The following is a 19,046-nucleotide window of genomic DNA, read 5'->3' as shown; positions in this document are numbered from 1 at the left end:
CTATCCACAGCCATGAAATGTCCGTTTTGCGGTGCTGATGATACGCAAGTGGTGGATTCCCGCCTCAATGAGGAAGGGAACTCCATCCGCAGGCGCCGTCGCTGTCAGGTGTGTGACAAGCGCTTTACCACCTATGAAACCGCAGAATTGCATTTGCCACAGGTGGTGAAGCAAAACGGGACGCGCGAAGAGTTCAAGCGCGAAAAATTGCGCCTCTCATTTACACGCGCCCTGCACAAACGTCCAGTGCCTACTGAATATGTCGATAAAGCACTGGACCGCATTGTTCAAAAAGTGCTCGGTTTGGGCGCGCGCGAAGTGCCTGCGCGGTTGCTGGGTGAAACCGTCATGCAAGAGTTAAAACAAATGGATCAGGTGGCGTATATCCGCTTTGCTTCGGTGTATCGAAGCTTTTCAGATGTGGATGACTTTCATAACGCCATCCGCGATCTGGATAACTGACAACAACCATTGCCGGATGCACCCTCTGTGCGCTGGTGTATGTGTTCCGTGTGCCTTGCTTCACCCTGTGCACGGTCTATCAATGTTGCATGTGAAGGCGGGGGCGTATGAAACTGATCAAGCTGTCTGCAGTGGTATTAGCGGTATTCACCGTGATTCTCACCATCGTGTTTTTTACCTGGTGGGCATTTAAAGATGAGGCTGTGTTTGGTCGAGACAAATTTGACCAGACCCGCTGGATGCAGTTGTCCAACACCGTGCAAAAGGAGTGCAGACGCGGTGACATGGCATACGATCTCAAAAATCACATCCTGATTCGAGGCGCCAAAAAAGAGGCCGTCATGGCCTTGCTTGGGCGGCCTAGCCTTGAGGACGCCAATGCACTTGAGTATGATCTGGGTAAGTGCATGCATGTCTATCATGCCTTACGCATATACTTTGACCAGGACGGACGTCTCACCCATAGTCAAATCTCCTCTCATTAGCTTTCTTTAATACGCGCTTTATTCAGGCCGTGGTCTTATTATTCACTGGCCGTTCAAAGGTGTCCGCCATACAAAACCACCGCAAGGCGGGCTTTTTTTGTATGATGCTAGTCTATGTTACACAGTACTCAAGATATTCAATGGATGACCCATGCCTTGCGCCTGGCGGCGCATGGACTGTATTCGACCACGCCTAATCCGCGTGTCGGGTGTGTCATCGTCAAACAAGGCCAAGTGGTTGGAGAAGGCGCTCACCTCAAGGCGGGGGAGCCCCATGCTGAAGTGCACGCCTTGCGCGCCGCTGGCGAGCAGACAAGGGGTGCAACTGCATATGTGACTCTGGAACCTTGTAGTCATTTTGGCCGGACACCTCCCTGTGCCGATGCACTGGTGAATGCCGGTGTGAGCCGGGTCGTGGTTGCCATGCAGGATCCGAATCCTTTGGTTGCTGGCAACGGCATTGCACGTTTGCAGGCACAGGGTATTGCTGTCATGGTTGGGGTTTGCGAAGCGCAGGCCAAGGCGCTGAATCCCGGGTTTATTCTGCGCATGACGCAACAACGCCCTTATGTCCGTCTCAAGGTCGCTGCCAGTCTGGATGGCCGCACGGCGTTGGCAAATGGGGTCAGTCAATGGATCACGTCGCCGGAGGCAAGGCAAGATGTCCATCACTGGCGTGCACAAAGCTGTGCGGTGATCACGGGTATCTCTACCATTCTAAAGGATAATGCCTCGCTCACCGTACGTGAGGTGAAGACGCCACGCCAACCGCTACGCGTCATTCTCGATAGCCAGTTACGCATCCCGATAGACGCCAAGGTGTTGCAGGATGGCCATGCGCTGGTGGCGTATGCGCACGGGGAGGCCGCCAAGCTGGAGATATTGCAAGTGATGGGGGTACGTACCCTGCATGCACCGAATGTGCAGGGGCAGGTGGATATTGCTGCCGTCATGCAGGCACTAACGGCCTGGCCTTGTAATGAGGTACTGGTGGAGGCGGGGGCAACGCTGAATGGGGCGTTTTTGCAAAGCGGGTTTGTGGATGAGTTATTGCTGTATTACGCACCCAAGCTGATGGGAGACGCGGCACGCGGCATGTTTGCCCTGCCAGCATGGACGCAGATGGCAGACATACATACGCTGGGCATCATGGATCTGCGACAGGTCGGGCAGGATATCCGTCTTCAGGCCAGGCTTAAGCCCTGATTCTTATGCTGATCGACACCCACTGTCATCTGGATGCCCGTGAGTTTGATGCCGACCGTGAGCCGGTCTGGCAGGCGGCCCTGGCGCAGGGCGTTCGTGCGGTGGTCATCCCGGCCGTGACGCAGGCGAGCTTTGAACCGATTATGGCCTGGTGTGCGCAGCATCCTCAAGCCGGCTTCGCACTTGGCTGGCATCCCATGTATGTGTCTGAGGCACCTGAGGATGCGCTGGACCAGCTCGAGCAAACCGTCGCCAGGGTGCTGGAGGGCCCTCAGGCGCATCAATTGCTGGCGATTGGAGAGATCGGTCTCGACTTTTACCTGACGCGCGAACATGAGGCCAGACAGCTAGAGCTATATGAAGGACAGTTGCGCATTGCCAGGCAGTTTCATTTGCCTGTGATTTTGCATGTGCGAGGTGCGATAGACACCATCCTCAAATATTTGCGCAAGCATGCGTTAACGGGGGGCATTGCACATGCTTACAACGGCAGCAAGCAACAAGCGGAGATATTTGCCAGTTTGGGATTCAAATTAGGGTTTGGTGGTGCCATGACCTGGCCGCGCGCATTGAAACTGCGTCAGCTTGCTGCAGAATTGCCTGTGGAAACACTGGTTCTGGAGACCGATGCGCCGGATATTCCTCCGGTCTGGCTGGGGAATCAAGGAAGAAATGCGCCGGATCAATTAAAAAAGATCGCAGAAGAGATGGCCCTGATGCGTGGCTTGGAAGCTTCGCAACTCATTGAAATGACTGGTAAAAATTCTGTAGAAGTTTTGCCAAAAATAGCCCATTTATGCACATGACTTAAAGTGACACTTTAAGAATGTGTCGAAAGTGACTATATTATAGTGGTGCTTTGTAAGTGATTGATTTTATTGGATAAAAAAATAGATTAAAAAATGAACTTTTGGAAAAAGTCCTTATAAATTGGTAAGTTACGGAATTAAGACACAGCAATCCACAAAGTTATCCACAGATTTTGTGGATAGCAAAATACGGTGTTTGTCCTACAAGAAAAGCAAGTGGTTTTACAAACTTTACAATTACTAATCGGTGCTTGGCCAGGCCTCTCATATGCGCATTCAATCCCAACATTTCCGTAGCATTTGGCAACAAGCCAACGCTGTTTATATCATTGACCAGACGCGATTGCCGTTTGATTTTGTAACGGTGGAATTAAAGTCTTTGGCGCAAATATGTCATGCCATCCGCCACATGCAGGTCCGTGGTGCACCCCTCATTGGAGCTGCGGCAGCCTATGGTGTGGCGTTAGGCATTCAGCAGGATGCCAGCGATGAACACTTGCAGGCGGTGGTAAAGCAGCTGATTGCCACACGACCGACAGCCGTCAATCTGGCCTGGGCGGCACAGCGCATGCAACAGACGTTAATGCCGCTGGCTGTGGCGCAACGCGCAGCTGCCGCTTGGCTGGCGGCACAAGCGATTGCTGATGAGGATGTGGCGCAGAATCTGGCGATTGGCCAGCACGGTAAAGCCTTGATCGCTGAAAAGGCCACGGTGGGTGCCAATCAGGCTGTGAATATTTTGACCCATTGCAATGCCGGGTGGTTGGCCACAGTGGATGGCGGGACGGCCTTGGCGCCGATTTATGCCGCGCATGATGCAGGTCTGAAAGTACATGTCTGGGTAGATGAAACGCGGCCACGCAACCAGGGTGCCAGCCTGACCGCCTGGGAGCTGGCGCAACACGGAGTTCCGCATACGGTGATTGCCGATAATGCTGGCGGCCATCTGATGCAGCATGGTCAGGTAGATTTGGTCATCGTCGGTGCAGATCGTGTCACCAGTCAAGGGGATGTTTGCAACAAGATAGGCACCTATTTAAAAGCGCTGGCAGCATTTGATCAGCAAATCCCGTTTTATGCTGCGGTGCCGACGCCGACCATAGACTGGCAGATCGCACGCGGCGCAGAGATCGAGATTGAAATGCGTGATGCGGATGAGGTGGCTTATATGCAAGGGCAGACTGCAACAGGAGACATACAGACGGTCCGGGTGATTCCGCGTGAAAGCCCGGCATTGAATCCGGCGTTTGATGTGACGCCAGCCAGGCTGGTGACAGGGGTGATTACCGAGCATGGGGTGTTTGCCCCAGACCAGTTGCATGCGCTGAAAACGCATAGTCTGGGCGATTAACATGAGCAAGCGCTCGCCTGCGCAACAGTTGTTATACACGGCCCAGCAAATGGCCCTGACTGGCCTGAATAAAGGCACCTCTGGCAACGCCAGTGTCCGGCTAGAAACGGGTTTTCTGGTGACGCCTTCTGGCGTGCCGGCAGAACAGCTGCATGTTGACAGCATGGTACATATGGATTGGCAAGGCCGGGCTGAAGCCGGGAAAAACCCCTCCAGCGAATGGCGTTTTCATCTGGATATTTTACAGGCGCGGTCTGAAGTTAATGCGGTTGTGCATTGCCACAGCATGTTTGCGACTACGGTAGCCTGCATGGGGCACGACGTGCCGCCGTTTCATTACATGATTGCCAGCGTGGGTGGAGATAATATCCGTTGCGCGCCCTACGCCTTGTTTGGCACCCAGGCGCTGTCTGAGGTTGCGCTCGCTGCATTGCATGAGCGCAAGGCCTGTTTGCTGGCACATCATGGCATGATTGCGCTGGGCAAGGATTTATCTCACGCACTGGCCGTGGCGGTAGAAGTGGAAAACCTGTGTGAGCAGTACTGGCGACTGTTACAAGTCGGAGAGCTCCGCTTGCTGACGCCTGCGCAAATGCTTGAAGTCCATGCCCAATTTAAAGGCTATGGACAATGGCGTGATCCGGTTTAATTACACCGGATGGATTTAGAGTTTTGGAAATAGCGCCAGGGTGGTCATGCGCAATAGAGCGCCAGGGTCACAAATGTAGGTGTTCTGTTTCATCTCGCTAGCGGATTGAGGTACTGCGAGGATGGCTTCTGCGGGAGCAAAGCATTTGAGCAGAACGCCACCGGATTCTACGGCATTGAGTCCTTTGGCATAGCTGGTGGCCAGCGCCTCCAAGGGCGTCCAGCAAAAGCCAATCTGGTCTTGATCAAACAAAAACCAGCTTTCGCCACGATACAGGGTCAGGCCCTGCAGCGGTCGATGCTGCGTGTCGTCCAAGCATTTTTTCAGCACGCGCAGCACCAGCGCGTCATTTTTAATCAAGGCGCGCAAATCGCCGCCATATTGTCGCCACAATGCGCCAATGTTTGATTGGTCAAAGCCGGATTCATCCTGAATCCGAGCGATATACTCGAAGGTTTGCCGCCATAAAGCAGCATCCACGGTATTCACGTACTGACCATGACAAAACTGCCTGGCCAGCGACTGTACAGAGACACTTTGCGTACGTATTGAATCAGGCGTCTTCATCGCTGGCCCCGCTGGGTTAACGCACCCATACGCCCTCAATCAGTTTTTCCTGCGGCTGGAACTGCTGCTTGTAAGCCATTTTCTGGCTGTCTGCAATCCAGTAGCCCAGGTACAAATAGTCCAGGCCGAGTTGCTTGGCCCACTCGATTTGCCAGAGGATGCTATAGGTGCCATAACTCGCTTTGTCATGCGTATCATAAAACGTGTACACCGCAGACAGACCATCCATGACAATATCAATCACGCTGACCATCTTGAGCTGCTGCTGTGCATCTCTAAACTCGACCATTACGCTATCTACATTGCTTTGACACAAAAACTGCTGGTATTGCGTCGCTTCGTCTTCTTGCGGCATGGCTGACTCCAGACTGCTGGGATGACGCTGTTGCTGGTAGGTCAGGTACAGGGCGAAGTGTTCTGCATCATAACTGGCTTCACGGATGGTGGCCTGTAAAGGTGCATGCTTCTTAAATGCCCGTTGCTGGCTACGCGTGGCTTCAAACGCATGTACCGGCAAACGGACCGAAATGCAGGCATTGCAATGTTCGCAATGCGGCCGGTAAGCAAACTTGCCACTGCGGCGAAAGCCCTGCTGTATCAGTCCGCTATAGACGCGGCCATCTACCAGTGTCTGCGGCGTGGCAATCAGGCTTTGCGCCAGCTTTTTAGGCAGATAGCCACAGGTGTAAGCGGTGGTCACATAAAACTGTAATTTTTGCAGAGGTGCGTCGTTAGGTAGGGTCATATTGCACTAAATGCGTTAATTCTTCGATAAACCGGTCTCTGGGAATTTCATAAGCACCAAAACTGGCAAGTAACGGTGTATGCATCTGACAATCAATCATACCGACTTGTTGCGTGATTAACCATTGCACCAGATGCGCAAATGCCACTTTGGATGCATTGCTGACATGGTGAAACATGCTTTCACCATAAAACATGCGGCCAATCTTGACCCCATAACAACCGCCAACTAATTGCCCATCTTGCCAGGCTTCCATACTATGCGCGTAGCCCATGGCATGCAACTCGCCGTATGCCGCAATCATTTCATCGGTGATCCATGAGCCGGATTGACCTGGACGCGGGGTAGCAGCACACGCCTGCATCACGGCGGTAAACTGCGTATTCATGCGTAACTCAAACGGCTGTTGTTGGATGACCTTGCGCAAGGAGCGGCTGATTTTCAGCGCTGGTGGAAACAGCACCATGCGTGGGTCCGGACTCCACCAGAGGATAGGCTCGCCCGGACTAAACCATGGAAAAATCCCTTGTTTGTAGGCGCTCAACAGGCGTCGTGGCGTCAGGCTACCGCCGATGGCGATCAGGCCGTTGGGCTCTGTCAACGCCTGCTGCAAGTTCGGGAATGGGGTCTCTGCTGCGAGAATGCGCACCGGCCCGCCCGGGAGAGGATAGTAATTGTCATGCATAAACAGTCATTGCGGTGATGTAGGGACGCAAGTTAATCGCATTACGGTTTAGTCGGCTCTCCGTGATTGCCAGATACTGATGAGTCTGGTGATCGCACAGTCATCCTTTAACACGCATGAGTAAAGTCAGCCTGATATTCAATACGGCATTAGGCACGCTTTATGCGGGCCTGATACAGGCCCTTACCCGCACGCATTTGCATTTGGTACTAGAACTTAAACGGATTGTGCTTGCTCGTCCATTCTATAACCTTATGGCCGGGGATGCCACGCGAGATGCCAAACCCTTGGGCATAGTCGCAGCCCAGTTCGGCCAGAATCTGCGCCTGCTCAGCTTTTTCGACGCCTTCAGCCACCACCTTGCGGCCGAAGTCGCGGCAGAGCGTAATCACGCCACGGATCACCGCCATGTCTTCCTGGTCACTTAACATGTTATGGATAAAGGACTGATCAATTTTAATGATGTTGACTGGCAGGCGGCGCAAGTAAATCAGCGAGGAGTAGCCTGAGCCAAAATCATCAATCGAGAATGCAACGCCCAGCGCCTGACATTGCTGGATGACGCGGTTAACGCGCGCAAAATCGCTGATGGCAGCACTTTCGGTGATCTCGATATGCAGCTGTTGCGGCTTGATCATGGCATACTTTTTAAACAAGTCAGCCAATCGTTCCGGAAACTGTTTATGCATTAAATGCTGGGCGGCGATGTTGACGGAGACTTGTGTGTCCAAGCCCTGGCTTTGCCACTCGCTCAATTGGCGCAGGCTTTCTTCTATCACCCAGTTACCAATGTCCACAATCAGATTGGTATGTTCGACCGCAGTCAGGAAGTCGTTAGGGTAGAGCAGTCCGCGCACCGGATGCTGCCAGCGCAGCAAAGCCTCAAAACAGAAAATTTCACCAGACTGCATACAGACTTGCGGTTGGTAAACCAGGCGGATATGGTTGTTTTGGATGCCATGCAGCAAGTCCTTGAGCAAAGCTTGCTGTTGCTGGGATTGCTGCGCAGACGCCAGGTCAAACAAATGGCATTGATGCCCACCATGCGTTTTGGCATGGTACATGGCATGGTCAGCATGCCGTAGCAAGGTGTCTGGCGGATTGCGGTCTATCGGGTATAGCGTATAGCCAATGCTGGCTGAAATGGAAAACTTGAATTTATCTACCTTGAACGGTTTTTCAATCGCCGTCAGCAACTTTTTGAGCAGTCGTGCATATTCGTTGGCCGTCCGTAGCCCGCACAACAACATGGCAAATTCATCGCCTCCGAGCCTGGCCAGGGTATCTTGCGGTTTGAGCAGGCCATTCAGTCGGGCTGCCAGTTGCATGAGCAAACGGTCACCGTATTCGTGGCCGTATTGGTCATTGACGATTTTGAAGTCATCCAGGTCAATATAACAAATGGCCACCAGCGTCGACTGGCTTTCTGCTTCGTGTAGCGCTTGTTGCAATCGGCTCGAAAACAACACGCGGTTAGGCAGTTGCGTCAGCACATCATGATAAGCCAGATGCTCAAGCATGTTTTGTTGCTCTTTGGCGCGCGTAATGTCTGAGAAGAGGCCGACATAATGCTGAAATTCGCCCGCCTGGTTGAGCACTGGCGACAATTCGAGTTCTACCAGATACTCATGACCTTGTTGATGACGGTTCCAGACCTCGCCCTGCCACTCCTGAAAGCCATGCTGGCTGTCATATAGGGACTGGAACAGGTCTGGTTGCTGATAAGCGATGCCTAGTTGTTGCGGAGTTTTACCCATGACTTCAGGTTGTGCATAGCCTGTAATTACGCTGAAGGAGGGGTTGCACTGAATGATATGCCCCTGGGTGTCGGTAATGAAAATTGCATCATGGGCATGGTCAAACACGCTGGAAGAGACCTTTAGCCGGCTGGCATTGGCCTGCAGCTGGCTCACCATTTCACGCAGGCGTCTGCGCATTTTAAGCATGTTGGCGATCAGGCTGTCGGGGGCTGCCGTGGTTTGGTCTTCGGCAAAGTCGCCGCTTTCAATCCGCATCAATAAATGCTTGGCTGTCTCGGGATCACCGCCCAAGGGGTTCAACACAAACCGCTGCAAGCCGCTGACAATGGCAATCAGCACGACCAATGTCAGGATAAAGGTAATGATCATCAAAGGCGACAGCGCGCCCAGTGCAGACCAGTAAGCCTCACTGGTCGGGTACACAATATTGATTTGAAAATCCCATTCTGGCACCTGCCGCGTGACCTTGGTCCAGCGGTGCTGGCTATCTTTGAGGGCGGTTTCTGCCTCCAGGCGTGTCAGTCCATTGGTTAAAAAGCGGATATTGCCGTGTCCGTCGGTGATGGCAACAAAGCCTTTTTTCAAAAATCCCCATTGCCGGATCGCCTGGTCAATGGCGTTAAAATCAAGCTTGTAACCGACGTACCAGGCCCCAATCAGGTTACCGTGATTATCCTGCATGGGCTCATAGCGGGAGAGATACGATTCCCCAAGGATATCTACCACGCCAAAATAAGCCTGATTTTTTTGCAGTGCGACAATCGCCTTGCCAAACGGATCCAGCTCTGTGCCAAAAGCATTGGTGCCATCCGCTTTTTTGACGTTGGTTGAGATGCGCAGAAACTGCCCGCCACGTTTGACAAAAATGGTGGCGGTACCGCTACCTATGCGTGTCACTGAATCGACCAGTAGTGTGCTGCCGGTTTGAGGGGTATCCCCAAATTGCAAGTTTGGGACGTCCATTCCCAGTATCTGGGTCGTGCCGTTAATATTGGGCGGGCCTTCAAGCGAGCCATATTGTTTGAGCAAGGCCATGCTTGAGAATACATGTTCGCTGACCAGGGTTTTCGCCGTGATCAACAGGTTGGACAGTTTTTGTGTTTCTTCCTGAGCCTGGGTTTCGATATTGTTTAAATGCGCGTTAAAAATAAATGCGAAAGAAACTAGACCGATCAGCAACCCCAAGCTGGTCAGTGGTAAAAGGATTTTTTTAAAAAGAGTGTAGTGCTTCATTGTGAGTTTATGTAATTATTTTATAAGTAATTTCCCCGTCCTGCATTTTGTTTATACATGGCTTTACAACTGACTGCAATCATTTATAAGACCGGGCCCCTGTGCGAGCCCAATTTTAAATAAATGCCGTCTTATTTATTACACAAGTATTTGGGAATGGTTTGTGGTGGTGAATGATTGTGATTGATTTGGCCAGGTGAGGGGGCACTCACCTGAATGTTGTGAAAAAAATCTTTCAAATCAATCAATTAATGCGTAAAATGCGCAACTCTCAAGCATTAGCTGGTTACCCGCGTGGAAATCTATACTTCCCTCACTGCCAAACCCATTCAAAGTTACCGTCCATTTTGGGCGAAACGCTTTGGCACCGCCCCCGTGCTGCCCATGAGTCGCGCCGAAATGGATGCATTGGGTTGGGATAGCTGCGATATTATTCTGGTCAGCGGCGATGCCTACATTGACCATCCCAGTTTTGGCGTCGCCCTGATTGGCCGCTTGCTTGAGGCACAAGGTTTTCGCGTGGGCATTATTGCGCAACCAGACTGGCAGTCGGCAGAACCGTTCAAAGTGCTGGGTAAACCCAATCTGTATTTTGGCGTCACGGCCGGGAATATGGATAGCATGGTCAACCGCTATACCGCGGACCGCAAGATACGCTCGGATGATGCCTATACGCCGAATGCCGAGGCCAATAAGCGCCCTGATCGCGCGGTACTGGTTTACTCTCAACGCTGTAAAGAAGCCTATGCAGATGTGCCGCTGGTGATTGGCAGTATTGAAGCCAGCCTGCGCCGCATAGCGCACTATGATTACTGGTCAGATAAAGTCCGCCGTTCTATCCTGATGGATGCCAAGGCTGACTTGCTCGTGTTCGGAAACGCCGAGCGTGCCATTGTAGAACTGTCGCACCGTATTGCCCGTGGAGAAGCGATCCATGAGATTGAGGATATTCGCGGCACCGCGTTTATCCGCAAGCAAGTGCCAGATGAATTTGTGGAGGTGCCCTCTACCCGTCTCGACCGGCCAGGGGTGGTGGATAAGCACGAAGACCCCTATGCGATGAAAATGGGCAAAGCTGATGCCAGTTGCGCAACGGATGATCAGGCGAAAGACGCCAATGCTGCGGCGATCAGCTTGCCTTTACCGCTGAAAGCTGCCAAAGTGCCGCGCGAACGTCAGGTGATCCGCATGCCGTCTTATGAAGAGGTGGTGAGTGATCCTGTCATGTATGCGCATGCTTCACGCGTGTTGCATCTGGAGTCTAACCCGGGCAATGCACGGGCACTGGTACAAAAGCATGGCAACCGGGAGGTCTGGCTCAATCCGCCGCCGATTCCCCTCACGACCAAAGAGATGGATTATGTATATGACTTGCCTTATGCCCGCAAGCCCCATCCGGCCTATGGCGATGCCAAAATCCCGGCCTGGGAAATGATCCGCTTCTCGGTCAACATCATGCGTGGCTGCTTTGGCGGCTGTACTTTTTGTTCGATTACCGAGCATGAAGGCCGCATTATCCAAAGCCGTTCAGAAGACTCGATTTTGCGTGAAATTGAAGAAATCCGCGACAAGGTGGATGGCTTCACCGGGGTAATCTCAGACTTAGGCGGCCCGACCGCCAATATGTATCGCCTCTCTTGCAAGTCTGAGGAAATCGAAAAGAATTGCCGCAAGTTGTCTTGTGTCTATCCGGGCGTATGTGAAAACCTCAATACCGATCACTCTGCGTTGATTCAGTTGTATCGCAAGGCGCGCAACCTGCGCGGTGTCAAAAAGATATTAATCGGTTCCGGCTTGCGTTACGACCTGGCCGTGAAGTCGCCCGAGTATGTGAAAGAGCTGGTGCAGCATCACGTGGGCGGCTATCTCAAGATTGCGCCTGAACATTCTGAAGAGAATGTGCTAAGCAAAATGATGAAGCCTGGCATGGGCGCCTATGATGAGTTCAAGCGCATGTTTGAGCGCTTTAGCGCAGAGGCGGGTAAAAAACAGTATTTGATCCCGTATTTTATTGCCTCGCATCCAGGCACCACCGATGAAGACATGCTTAATCTGGCCTTATGGCTCAAGCGTAATGATTTTAGATTGGATCAGGTGCAAACCTTTACGCCGACGCCGATGGCGATGGCCACAGCCATGTATCACAGCGGTAAAAATCCGCTGCGTAAAGTGACGGCGGATTCTGAAACCGTGCCCGTCCCTAAAGCAGGCAATATCCGCAAATTGCATAAAGCGTTTATCCGCTACCACGATCCACAAAACTGGCCGATGCTGCGTGAAGCATTGAAAAAAATGGGCCGAGCGGATTTGATTGGCAATGGTAAAAAGCACCTTGTGCCCGCGTACCAGCCTGCCGTGTTGCCACAAATCGTTCAATCGGACGGCAGCCGCTTCCAGGCCAAACCATTACCCAAAGGCTTTAACCAGACCAAAAGCTTTGCCAGCCCGAAAAAGCACGCGCCGCGTAGCAAAAAACATTGATGGATTAGCGTGGCGCTTGCGTCGGCGCTATGCCTGCATTGAGCAGCGTAGGCGGGCGATAATCGGCTTGTGCCAACCATTTTTCCGCTACCGAACTATCCAGCGTCACGTTAACCGCTGTCACAGGCAGGGCTTGCAACGCAGTGGCTACGTCGGGGGAGGGCGTGACTGGGCTGCCACGATAAGGCCGGTAAAATCTACCATCGCCTTTGCTAAACAAGCCCTTGAACAAAGCATACAGTCCATAAGCAAACGCTTTGTATGCATCTGTGGGGCTGGATAAGCTGGCATTAGGGGCCACTGAAAACGGTTTTAGTTTAAGGCCTGCGGCACGGGCTTTGTCCAGCATCCATCCCAGTGCAATGGTGGCCAGCGGGTCATGGCCATAACCGCCGCCGACATTGGCGTGCGCGCCGATAAACCAGCGCTGCTCCACCGCAATGTTCTCAGGTTTTTGCTGGCCGCCCGCATTGGTCCACATCGCTACTTTATAAGCTTCACGATGTTCGTCTATTGCCATCGCATGGTAGGCATAAGAAACAATTTTTGACAGCTCGGTATCATGCCAGGCATAAAATCCCTGCTCTGAAATCATGGTGCCGGGGATGCCGAGCGCGCCAACGGTATCCCAAACTCCCAGAAAATGGACACGGACTTCCTGGCTGTAGGTCTGCCTGAACGCCAGGCACTGGGGGCTCTCCGGTGCAGCGGATTTGTCGCGGTAGAGCGCTTCAGCGCGTGCGAGCAAATCTGGTGTGCTGGTGTTGAGTAACCCGCATTTTCGGATCAAGCCGACCAGGCTTCTGGCCGTATACGCGCCACGGCTAAAGCCAAACACCCAAATTTCATCGCCTGCCTGATAGCGCCTGACTAGCCAGTCATAGCCTTTAAGCAGGTTTTTGCTCAAGCCATACCCAAATAAACCCCCGCGCAACTTTTCGCCGGTGCCGGTCCCAACGCCAGGTTCATAGAAAAAACGCTGTTCAATCTCGCCATCCTTGGCTTCGATTAAGGTCGAGAGTTGGTAGACGTTGGTCAGGTCTTGCGGGTCGTTCCAGGTGCCATCAAATAAAACAATCAAACGTTTGTTGCTTTTCATCTGGCTGTCTCCGGGGTTGAGGGGGAAGTGTCGCTGTATCCTTGAGTGCTCGATCATGGAGCTACCTGCCTATGGTAGTCCTCGGCGTGGGGGCTGGCAATGACGGCCTGATGCCTTGCAATCATGGCAGCGGATATTTATTTGTGAGACGATGTCACAATGCCGGTTGCTGAGGGTTTGCAACTATTTAGCTAATCACAAAAAGTGAGGAATTTGATGCGAAGTGTCCGTTTGTTCGCCCTGTGTTTATTGATAGTAACCCCACTGCTGCAAGCGGCTGAGAAAGGCCTGTTCTGGCAGCTGGAGGCGCCCAATGGCCAGGTCAGTTACCTGTTTGGCACTATGCATACCGACGATAACCGGGTCACCAACTTTTCAGCGCCGGTGATTCAGGCGCTTAAAAATGTGAATATGTTTATGCTGGAGGTAGCAGAGGCGCCGCCAGTGAGTCTTTTGCAAATGCCAGACAGCAATTTGAAACAGTTACTCTCGGAAGCAGAATTGCAGCAGGTCGCTGCGCTGGCAGACATGCACGTGATCCCGATGGATGCGGTGGTCAAAATGAAACCCTGGTTGCTGGCGGTCATGTTTGATTTGCCCAAGCCACAAACGCCGTTTGCGCAAGATCTATTGCTTAAAGCTAAAGCAGAGGAGTTCGACAAACGTATTGTGGGGTTAGAAAGTGCGCAAGCGCATTTTGGGGTCATGGATAGTTTGTCCATGGATGAACAATTACTCATGTTGCGTGCGGTGCTCAGACGCAGCCAAAAGCAAAAGGAGCAAGACTTTGAACGGTTGATGAAGGCGTATTTGGCGGGGGATGCCGATCAGGTCGCGAATATGGATGATGCCATGACGCGTGGCATTTTGCCGGCCGCTTTGTGGCAACGTATGCGCGTCAAGTTGCTGGACGAACGCAATGTGGTGATGGCCGAGCGTAGTCTGGAGCAGGCGCGACAAGGCAGTGTGTTTATTGCCGTTGGTGCGGCGCATTTGGCCGGTAAAAATGGCTTGTTACAGGCCTTCAGACAGGCGGGCTTTAAAGTCACCGCCATCAAAAAATAGCGGTTGAGGGGTGGTTGGATAGCGTCATCAGCTGTGGGTCTAGCGCGTCTGCGCAGAGGCGACTTCATGTGCAATCTGGCTAATGTGGGCCACAAAATCAGCATCTTCGCCGACCAGCAGTCGTGGCAGGTGCTGGCGGAAATCTTCACGCTGGCACCATTCACGCATGTAATCCTCCCACGACATCCAGCGGCGCAAGCGTTTGCCACGCATGTCGGGATCGTAAGCCAGCAAATAGGCGCGCTCAAACAGTGAAATGAGGATTTCAAACAACACCAGTTTGCGCTCCTCCTGTTCGGCGCTGAGCGCCAGGGATTCGCGGTTGGAGCGCAATTGCAGGTCGGGGTGAGCCATCACCAGCTTGAGAAAATCCGTGTAGTTATCTGCAAGTAACTGGTAGACCTCTTCATCTTCATTTTCGCGCTCTTTGCGCTGTTCAAGCACAAACGTCACAATGGCCAGCGGCAAGCCGACCACGGTGACCACATAGCTCAGTAATTCCCAGGTTTCTAAAGACATCAAAGCACCGCAGTGTTTCAGGCCGGGTCTGGCCAGGGTTAAGAAAGGTAGTTAGTTGATCTGGCTGGCACGCTGTTGAATGATGTCTATGCACTCATCAAACTGCAAGGACTTGTCAAAAAAATACTCTACGCCCATATTTTGCGCCAGATTACGATAGTAACTGTTGCCATGATTGGTCAACATGACAATGTCAGGCGTTTTGTAAGGGTAGCTCTGCTGGCGGGTATGCCTGACCACATCAAAGCCCGTGCCTTTGGCCAGCTCAATGTCGAGCACGACCATGTCGTACTCATGGGCATTGAGCAGGTTGATCGCTTCATCACTGGTGGTGGCGACATCCTGGATATCAAGCTGCTGACAGTCTTGCAGCATTTCCACAATGACATCACGGATCAACGCAGAATCTTCAACTAACAATAATCTATACATAACAATCTCACCAATGACTCCCTGGGTGATCTAATTTAAGCAAGTTGAATGCTGACATGACAAAAGGGCGCCTTGTTAGTGATTTTTCTTTAGTTAAGTAGCCCATATTTAATGGCATAGTATGTCAGGTCAGCATTTGATTTCATTGCCATTTTTTCCAGAATGCGACTGCGATAAGTGCTCACGGTCTTGATACTGATGAAGAGCTCCTCTGCAATGGCCGTTGGGGTCTGCCCCGCAGCCAGCTTGACGAATACTTGAAACTCTCGGTCGGACAGGGTTTCATGTAACTGTTTCTCCGAAGGATGACTCAGTTCATTGGTCATCAGCTCTGCCAGTTCGGCCGAAATATAGCGTTTGCCGCTGGCAATGGTGCGGATGGCCTGAATGATTTCATCTGAATCCGCATTTTTCGACAAATAGCCCTTGCAGCCGTTACGCATCAGGTTCAATGCATACTGGTCTTCAGAATAGCCGCTCAGCACAAGCACCGGCAAGGTCGGGGCGACGTGCTTAAGCTCATGCAGCGTATCGACCCCATTTTTATCCGGCATGGATATATCCAGCACCATGGCATCAAACTCGTTTTTGCGTACCAGCTGGATGGCTTCTGAGCCAGAGCTTGCTTCTCCGGTGACCTGCAGGTCAGACTCAAGCTCAATCAGGTTACGTAAACCATCACGAACAATACTGTGATCATCTACCAAAAGAATTCTTTTCATGTGGTTCTCTTATTGTTTTGGGGTGTCAGAAGCCGGTTTTTCAGTGTCAGCCGCTTCGCCACCCTCATTTTCAGGTGTTGCCGGTGGCGGTGGCGCAATCTCGTTGCGGAATACCTGCCAGTCATGACTGATCATTGACAGCGAATCTGCAAACAATGGTTTTTTGTACCACTGCGCGCGCACTGCCAAAAACACAATCAGCCCGATGGCGGCAGGAACCAGCATCACCAGCCCCAGAATCAAGGTGCGATGCGGATTCTCCCACAAGATGGAAAACAGCCACATCAACCCGAGCAAGCCGGTAAAAATAAACATGCTGAAGACCACCAGCAGGCCGACAATGCTGGTAGCCATGCGTTGGGTTTCCTCCAGAAAATCCTGTTTCATGTGTTGCGCTCTGTCTTCGGTATAGTCAGCCACATGATGGCGCAAATGGATGAAATTATCCTTCAATGCCGAGACTTTACGGTCTAGAAACAGTACAGCCACAAATTTCAGGAGGTTTAACCACATAGATTTCCTTAATTATTCGCGACGCTTGGCGCCCAACAGGTATCCTATCAGCAAACCGACGCCAGCGGCTACCAGTACCGTACCCAGCGGATGCTCTTGTACCGTGTCAGCGGTTTTGTCCTTGATGGTGTGGTAGGTATCGCTGACTTCACGTTGTACCTGATCCTTCACACGGCCTGCTTTCGCTGACAGGTTAGAAGCCAATGCCGCTGCATTTTCTTCGCTGGTCAAACGGTCGATATTTGCTTTCAGGGTGTGAATCAAGGCCTTGGCCTTGTCTTGTGTCGTGTCAGCCGTGTCATTGACTGCGTCCAGCAAATCATTAGCGGTGGATTTGACTTGCGCTGCAATTTCTTCAATGGCTTGGTCAGATTTTTTAGCTAAATCATCCGTTGTATTTTCAACATGGTCTTTGGAAAAATTAAACATTTTGTCACTCCTTTAAAAAGTCATACAGCATGGTTGAAATCGATCTTGATGTTATATGAGCATTAAGATGCGTTTTCAATATGGTGCCATCTTAACTGCCCGGCCTGCGAGAACCTATCGGCTCACTACCGATTACACGGTCAGAATTCTCTGACAATGCTTATTTGGCTTGATCACGCATGTTTACATTGCCCATCCTCATCAAGCCCGTTATGATGATAATGTATTGTTCACAATGCACATTAAAATACGCTGGATTGACCCTTCTTTCAATCTTTATCCTTGTAAACCGCATGCAAAAAATCAGAACCCAATTGATGGCCTTGCTGGACAGGCTGGAAGTCATCAGTGATACCTTTGGCGGTAATACGGTGGCTTTACTGACGGTGAGTTTATTGCTCGCTGCGGCCATGCTGGTGGTGAACGATCGCTTGATCGTCAATACGCGTGAAAAAACAGACCTGCTGACCAAACTGGACCAGCTCCTGATGGAGGAGTGGAAAACACAAGCCAGTCTTTCGGTGGCTGAAAGCGCGCAGCGCGGCTACTTGCTCACCCGTTCGGAAAACTATTTCGCGCCTTATGACGAGGCGACGCAGGAGATCAGCGAACATCTGCAAAACATCAATACGCTGTTGAACCACACCAATCTGGTCAAGCACATCACGATACAAAACATCATGAACCAGCTGGTCAACAGCATAGCCAAAAAATCTGCCGAAATGAGTGTGACCATTGATTTTGCCAAAAAGCATCAGTTCGACAAGGCATTGGCCGTGGTCAAGCTGGACTCTGGCATTAAAGAAAGTGCGAACGTGCAAATGCTCTCGCGCCAGTTTGAGAAGGAAATCACTGATTACCGTCACGAACTGGCCGAGGCGAGAAACAATATGCGGCGCATGATGCGCTGGTTTGTCATGGCGTGCCCGTTGATCTTTGTGTCACTGGTGGTGCTGGTGATTCGCCGGTTATTGCGTGAGCTGGCAGAAAAAGCCAATCTGCACGAACGCTTGACGGATGAGAATGCCGAATACGAGCGCAATATCCAGTCCCTAACCGTCAGCCTGCAACGCCAGGCCCTGCAGGCACAGACCAACATTGAACGTGAGCGCTACCAGCTCTCGCGCGAATTGCATGATGAGCTGGGCTCGTTGTTGACAGCCATTAAAATGGATATTTCCTGGGCGATCAAATACTTAAAAGACAGCTCGCCGCAAATCACCGACAAGCTGAAAAAGACCAACCAATACCTGGACCGTAGTATCAACTTTAAACGTGAGATTGTGCAAAACCTGCATCCCTCCATGATCAAGAGTTTTGGTCTGATCGCCTCGTTGCAAAACCTGGTTGATGAGGCCGCTGCCCGTAACCATTGGCAAATGGATATCATCATGCCCGAGCAAGAGCTCATGATGAACGAGACCTTGAGTTTGATTATTTATCGCCTGGTGCAAGAGAGCCTGAATAACTGCAGCAAGTATGCACAGGCCAGTGGCGTTTCGGTGCATCTGATGCACGACGACCAGCATATCAAGCTTGAAATTGCCGATAATGGCATCGGCTTTGATATGAATAGTCTGACCAGTAGTAACACCGGCATTAGCGGCATGCGCAACCGGGTAGAGTCTATTGGCGGCCATTATGAAGTCACCAGTACGCCTGGCCAGGGCACCAGTACGCGGGTGATGTTACCTTTCCTCGCTGCCGAACCTGCAAACAACTAAGCCTCCTCATACAGCGTTTTACACGCTGTAGTCATATTCTGACAAGGGATTCAGTCGGTGGACGACTGACCCCTGTGCTCCCAGCCGGTAACATGGCTACACATCGCATC

General features: G+C 51.7%; 19 protein-coding genes. 9 read left to right on the top strand and 10 right to left on the bottom strand.

Features of this window, described 5'->3' with window-relative positions:
- The first annotated feature begins 12 nt into the window (after window positions 1-12).
- The 6 genes from nrdR to GOC95_RS11165 all read left to right on the top strand — a co-directional run bounded on the left by nrdR (window position 13) and on the right by GOC95_RS11165 (window position 4,962).
- Window positions 13-462, top strand: a complete 450-nt coding sequence (gene nrdR / locus GOC95_RS11190; RefSeq protein ID WP_194747349.1) for a transcriptional regulator NrdR — start codon at window positions 13-15, stop codon at window positions 460-462.
- 107 nt (window positions 463-569) lie between these two features.
- The gene (locus GOC95_RS11185) at window positions 570-947 is read left to right on the top strand and encodes a hypothetical protein (protein WP_194747348.1); all 378 of its coding nucleotides are present in this window, start codon (window positions 570-572) and stop codon (window positions 945-947) included.
- Window positions 948-1,061: 114 nt separating this feature from the next.
- Window positions 1,062-2,153 (top strand): bifunctional diaminohydroxyphosphoribosylaminopyrimidine deaminase/5-amino-6-(5-phosphoribosylamino)uracil reductase RibD, encoded by a 1,092-nt coding sequence (gene ribD, locus GOC95_RS11180; protein WP_275357114.1) that lies wholly within the window; start codon window positions 1,062-1,064, stop codon window positions 2,151-2,153.
- Window positions 2,154-2,158: 5 nt separating this feature from the next.
- Window positions 2,159-2,959: a TatD family hydrolase gene (locus GOC95_RS11175; RefSeq protein WP_275357113.1), complete on the top strand. Its 801-nt coding sequence runs from the start codon at window positions 2,159-2,161 to the stop codon at window positions 2,957-2,959.
- Between the two features lie 271 nt (window positions 2,960-3,230).
- Window positions 3,231-4,313, top strand: a complete 1,083-nt coding sequence (mtnA, locus tag GOC95_RS11170; protein ID WP_275357112.1) for an S-methyl-5-thioribose-1-phosphate isomerase — start codon at window positions 3,231-3,233, stop codon at window positions 4,311-4,313.
- A gap of 1 nt (window position 4,314) precedes the next feature.
- Window positions 4,315-4,962 (top strand): class II aldolase/adducin family protein, encoded by a 648-nt coding sequence (locus GOC95_RS11165; protein ID WP_275357111.1) that lies wholly within the window; start codon window positions 4,315-4,317, stop codon window positions 4,960-4,962.
- 15 nt (window positions 4,963-4,977) lie between these two features.
- On the opposite strand, the gene GOC95_RS11160 is transcribed toward GOC95_RS11165, so the two are convergent.
- The 4 genes from GOC95_RS11160 to GOC95_RS11145 form a co-directional block, all read right to left on the bottom strand.
- Window positions 4,978-5,529: a hypothetical protein gene (locus tag GOC95_RS11160; protein ID WP_275357110.1), complete on the bottom strand. Its 552-nt coding sequence runs from the start codon at window positions 5,527-5,529 to the stop codon at window positions 4,978-4,980.
- Between the two features lie 16 nt (window positions 5,530-5,545).
- Window positions 5,546-6,274: an arginyltransferase gene (locus GOC95_RS11155; protein WP_194747342.1), complete on the bottom strand. Its 729-nt coding sequence runs from the start codon at window positions 6,272-6,274 to the stop codon at window positions 5,546-5,548.
- Entirely contained in the window at window positions 6,261-6,959 is a 699-nt protein-coding gene (aat, locus tag GOC95_RS11150; protein ID WP_275357109.1) for a leucyl/phenylalanyl-tRNA--protein transferase, read from the bottom strand. Before aat ends, GOC95_RS11155 begins: the two co-directional genes overlap by 14 nt.
- A 209-nt stretch (window positions 6,960-7,168) precedes the next feature.
- A complete protein-coding gene (locus tag GOC95_RS11145) occupies window positions 7,169-9,952 on the bottom strand; it encodes an EAL domain-containing protein (protein WP_194747340.1) in 2,784 nt (927 codons plus the stop codon).
- Window positions 9,953-10,246: 294 nt separating this feature from the next.
- Here GOC95_RS11145 and GOC95_RS11140 point away from each other — a divergent pair, with 294 nt between their 5' ends.
- Entirely contained in the window at window positions 10,247-12,433 is a 2,187-nt protein-coding gene (locus GOC95_RS11140) for a YgiQ family radical SAM protein (RefSeq protein ID WP_275357108.1), read from the top strand.
- Window positions 12,434-12,437: 4 nt separating this feature from the next.
- On the opposite strand, the gene GOC95_RS11135 is transcribed toward GOC95_RS11140, so the two are convergent.
- The gene (locus GOC95_RS11135; protein ID WP_275357107.1) at window positions 12,438-13,532 is read right to left on the bottom strand and encodes a DUF2235 domain-containing protein; all 1,095 of its coding nucleotides are present in this window, start codon (window positions 13,530-13,532) and stop codon (window positions 12,438-12,440) included.
- A gap of 216 nt (window positions 13,533-13,748) precedes the next feature.
- On the opposite strand from GOC95_RS11135, the gene GOC95_RS11130 reads away from it, so the two are divergent.
- A complete protein-coding gene (locus GOC95_RS11130) occupies window positions 13,749-14,597 on the top strand; it encodes a TraB/GumN family protein (RefSeq protein ID WP_275357106.1) in 849 nt (282 codons plus the stop codon).
- 39 nt (window positions 14,598-14,636) lie between these two features.
- On the opposite strand, the gene GOC95_RS11125 is transcribed toward GOC95_RS11130, so the two are convergent.
- The 5 genes from GOC95_RS11125 to GOC95_RS11105 all read right to left on the bottom strand — a co-directional run bounded on the left by GOC95_RS11125 (window position 14,637) and on the right by GOC95_RS11105 (window position 17,212).
- A complete protein-coding gene (locus tag GOC95_RS11125; RefSeq protein ID WP_275357105.1) occupies window positions 14,637-15,116 on the bottom strand; it encodes a hypothetical protein in 480 nt (159 codons plus the stop codon).
- Window positions 15,117-15,167: 51 nt separating this feature from the next.
- Complete coding sequence (locus GOC95_RS11120) at window positions 15,168-15,548, bottom strand: response regulator (RefSeq protein ID WP_194747336.1); 381 nt, start codon at window positions 15,546-15,548, stop codon at window positions 15,168-15,170.
- Window positions 15,549-15,637: 89 nt separating this feature from the next.
- A complete protein-coding gene (locus GOC95_RS11115) occupies window positions 15,638-16,270 on the bottom strand; it encodes a response regulator transcription factor (protein WP_194747335.1) in 633 nt (210 codons plus the stop codon).
- Between the two features lie 9 nt (window positions 16,271-16,279).
- Window positions 16,280-16,783: a phage holin family protein gene (locus GOC95_RS11110; RefSeq protein WP_275357104.1), complete on the bottom strand. Its 504-nt coding sequence runs from the start codon at window positions 16,781-16,783 to the stop codon at window positions 16,280-16,282.
- A 12-nt stretch (window positions 16,784-16,795) separates the two neighbouring features.
- On the bottom strand, window positions 16,796-17,212 hold the full coding sequence (locus tag GOC95_RS11105; protein ID WP_194747333.1) for a DUF883 family protein: 417 nt from the start codon (window positions 17,210-17,212) through the stop codon (window positions 16,796-16,798).
- A gap of 293 nt (window positions 17,213-17,505) precedes the next feature.
- On the opposite strand from GOC95_RS11105, the gene GOC95_RS11100 reads away from it, so the two are divergent.
- Complete coding sequence (locus tag GOC95_RS11100; RefSeq protein ID WP_275357103.1) at window positions 17,506-18,936, top strand: CHASE3 domain-containing protein; 1,431 nt, start codon at window positions 17,506-17,508, stop codon at window positions 18,934-18,936.
- Window positions 18,937-19,046 lie beyond the last annotated feature (110 nt).

Source organism: Methylophilus sp. YYY-1 (assembly GCF_029132825.1).
GTDB lineage: Bacteria > Pseudomonadota > Gammaproteobacteria > Burkholderiales > Methylophilaceae > Methylophilus > Methylophilus glucosoxydans.
This window is presented reverse-complemented; position numbering and strand designations above follow the sequence as displayed.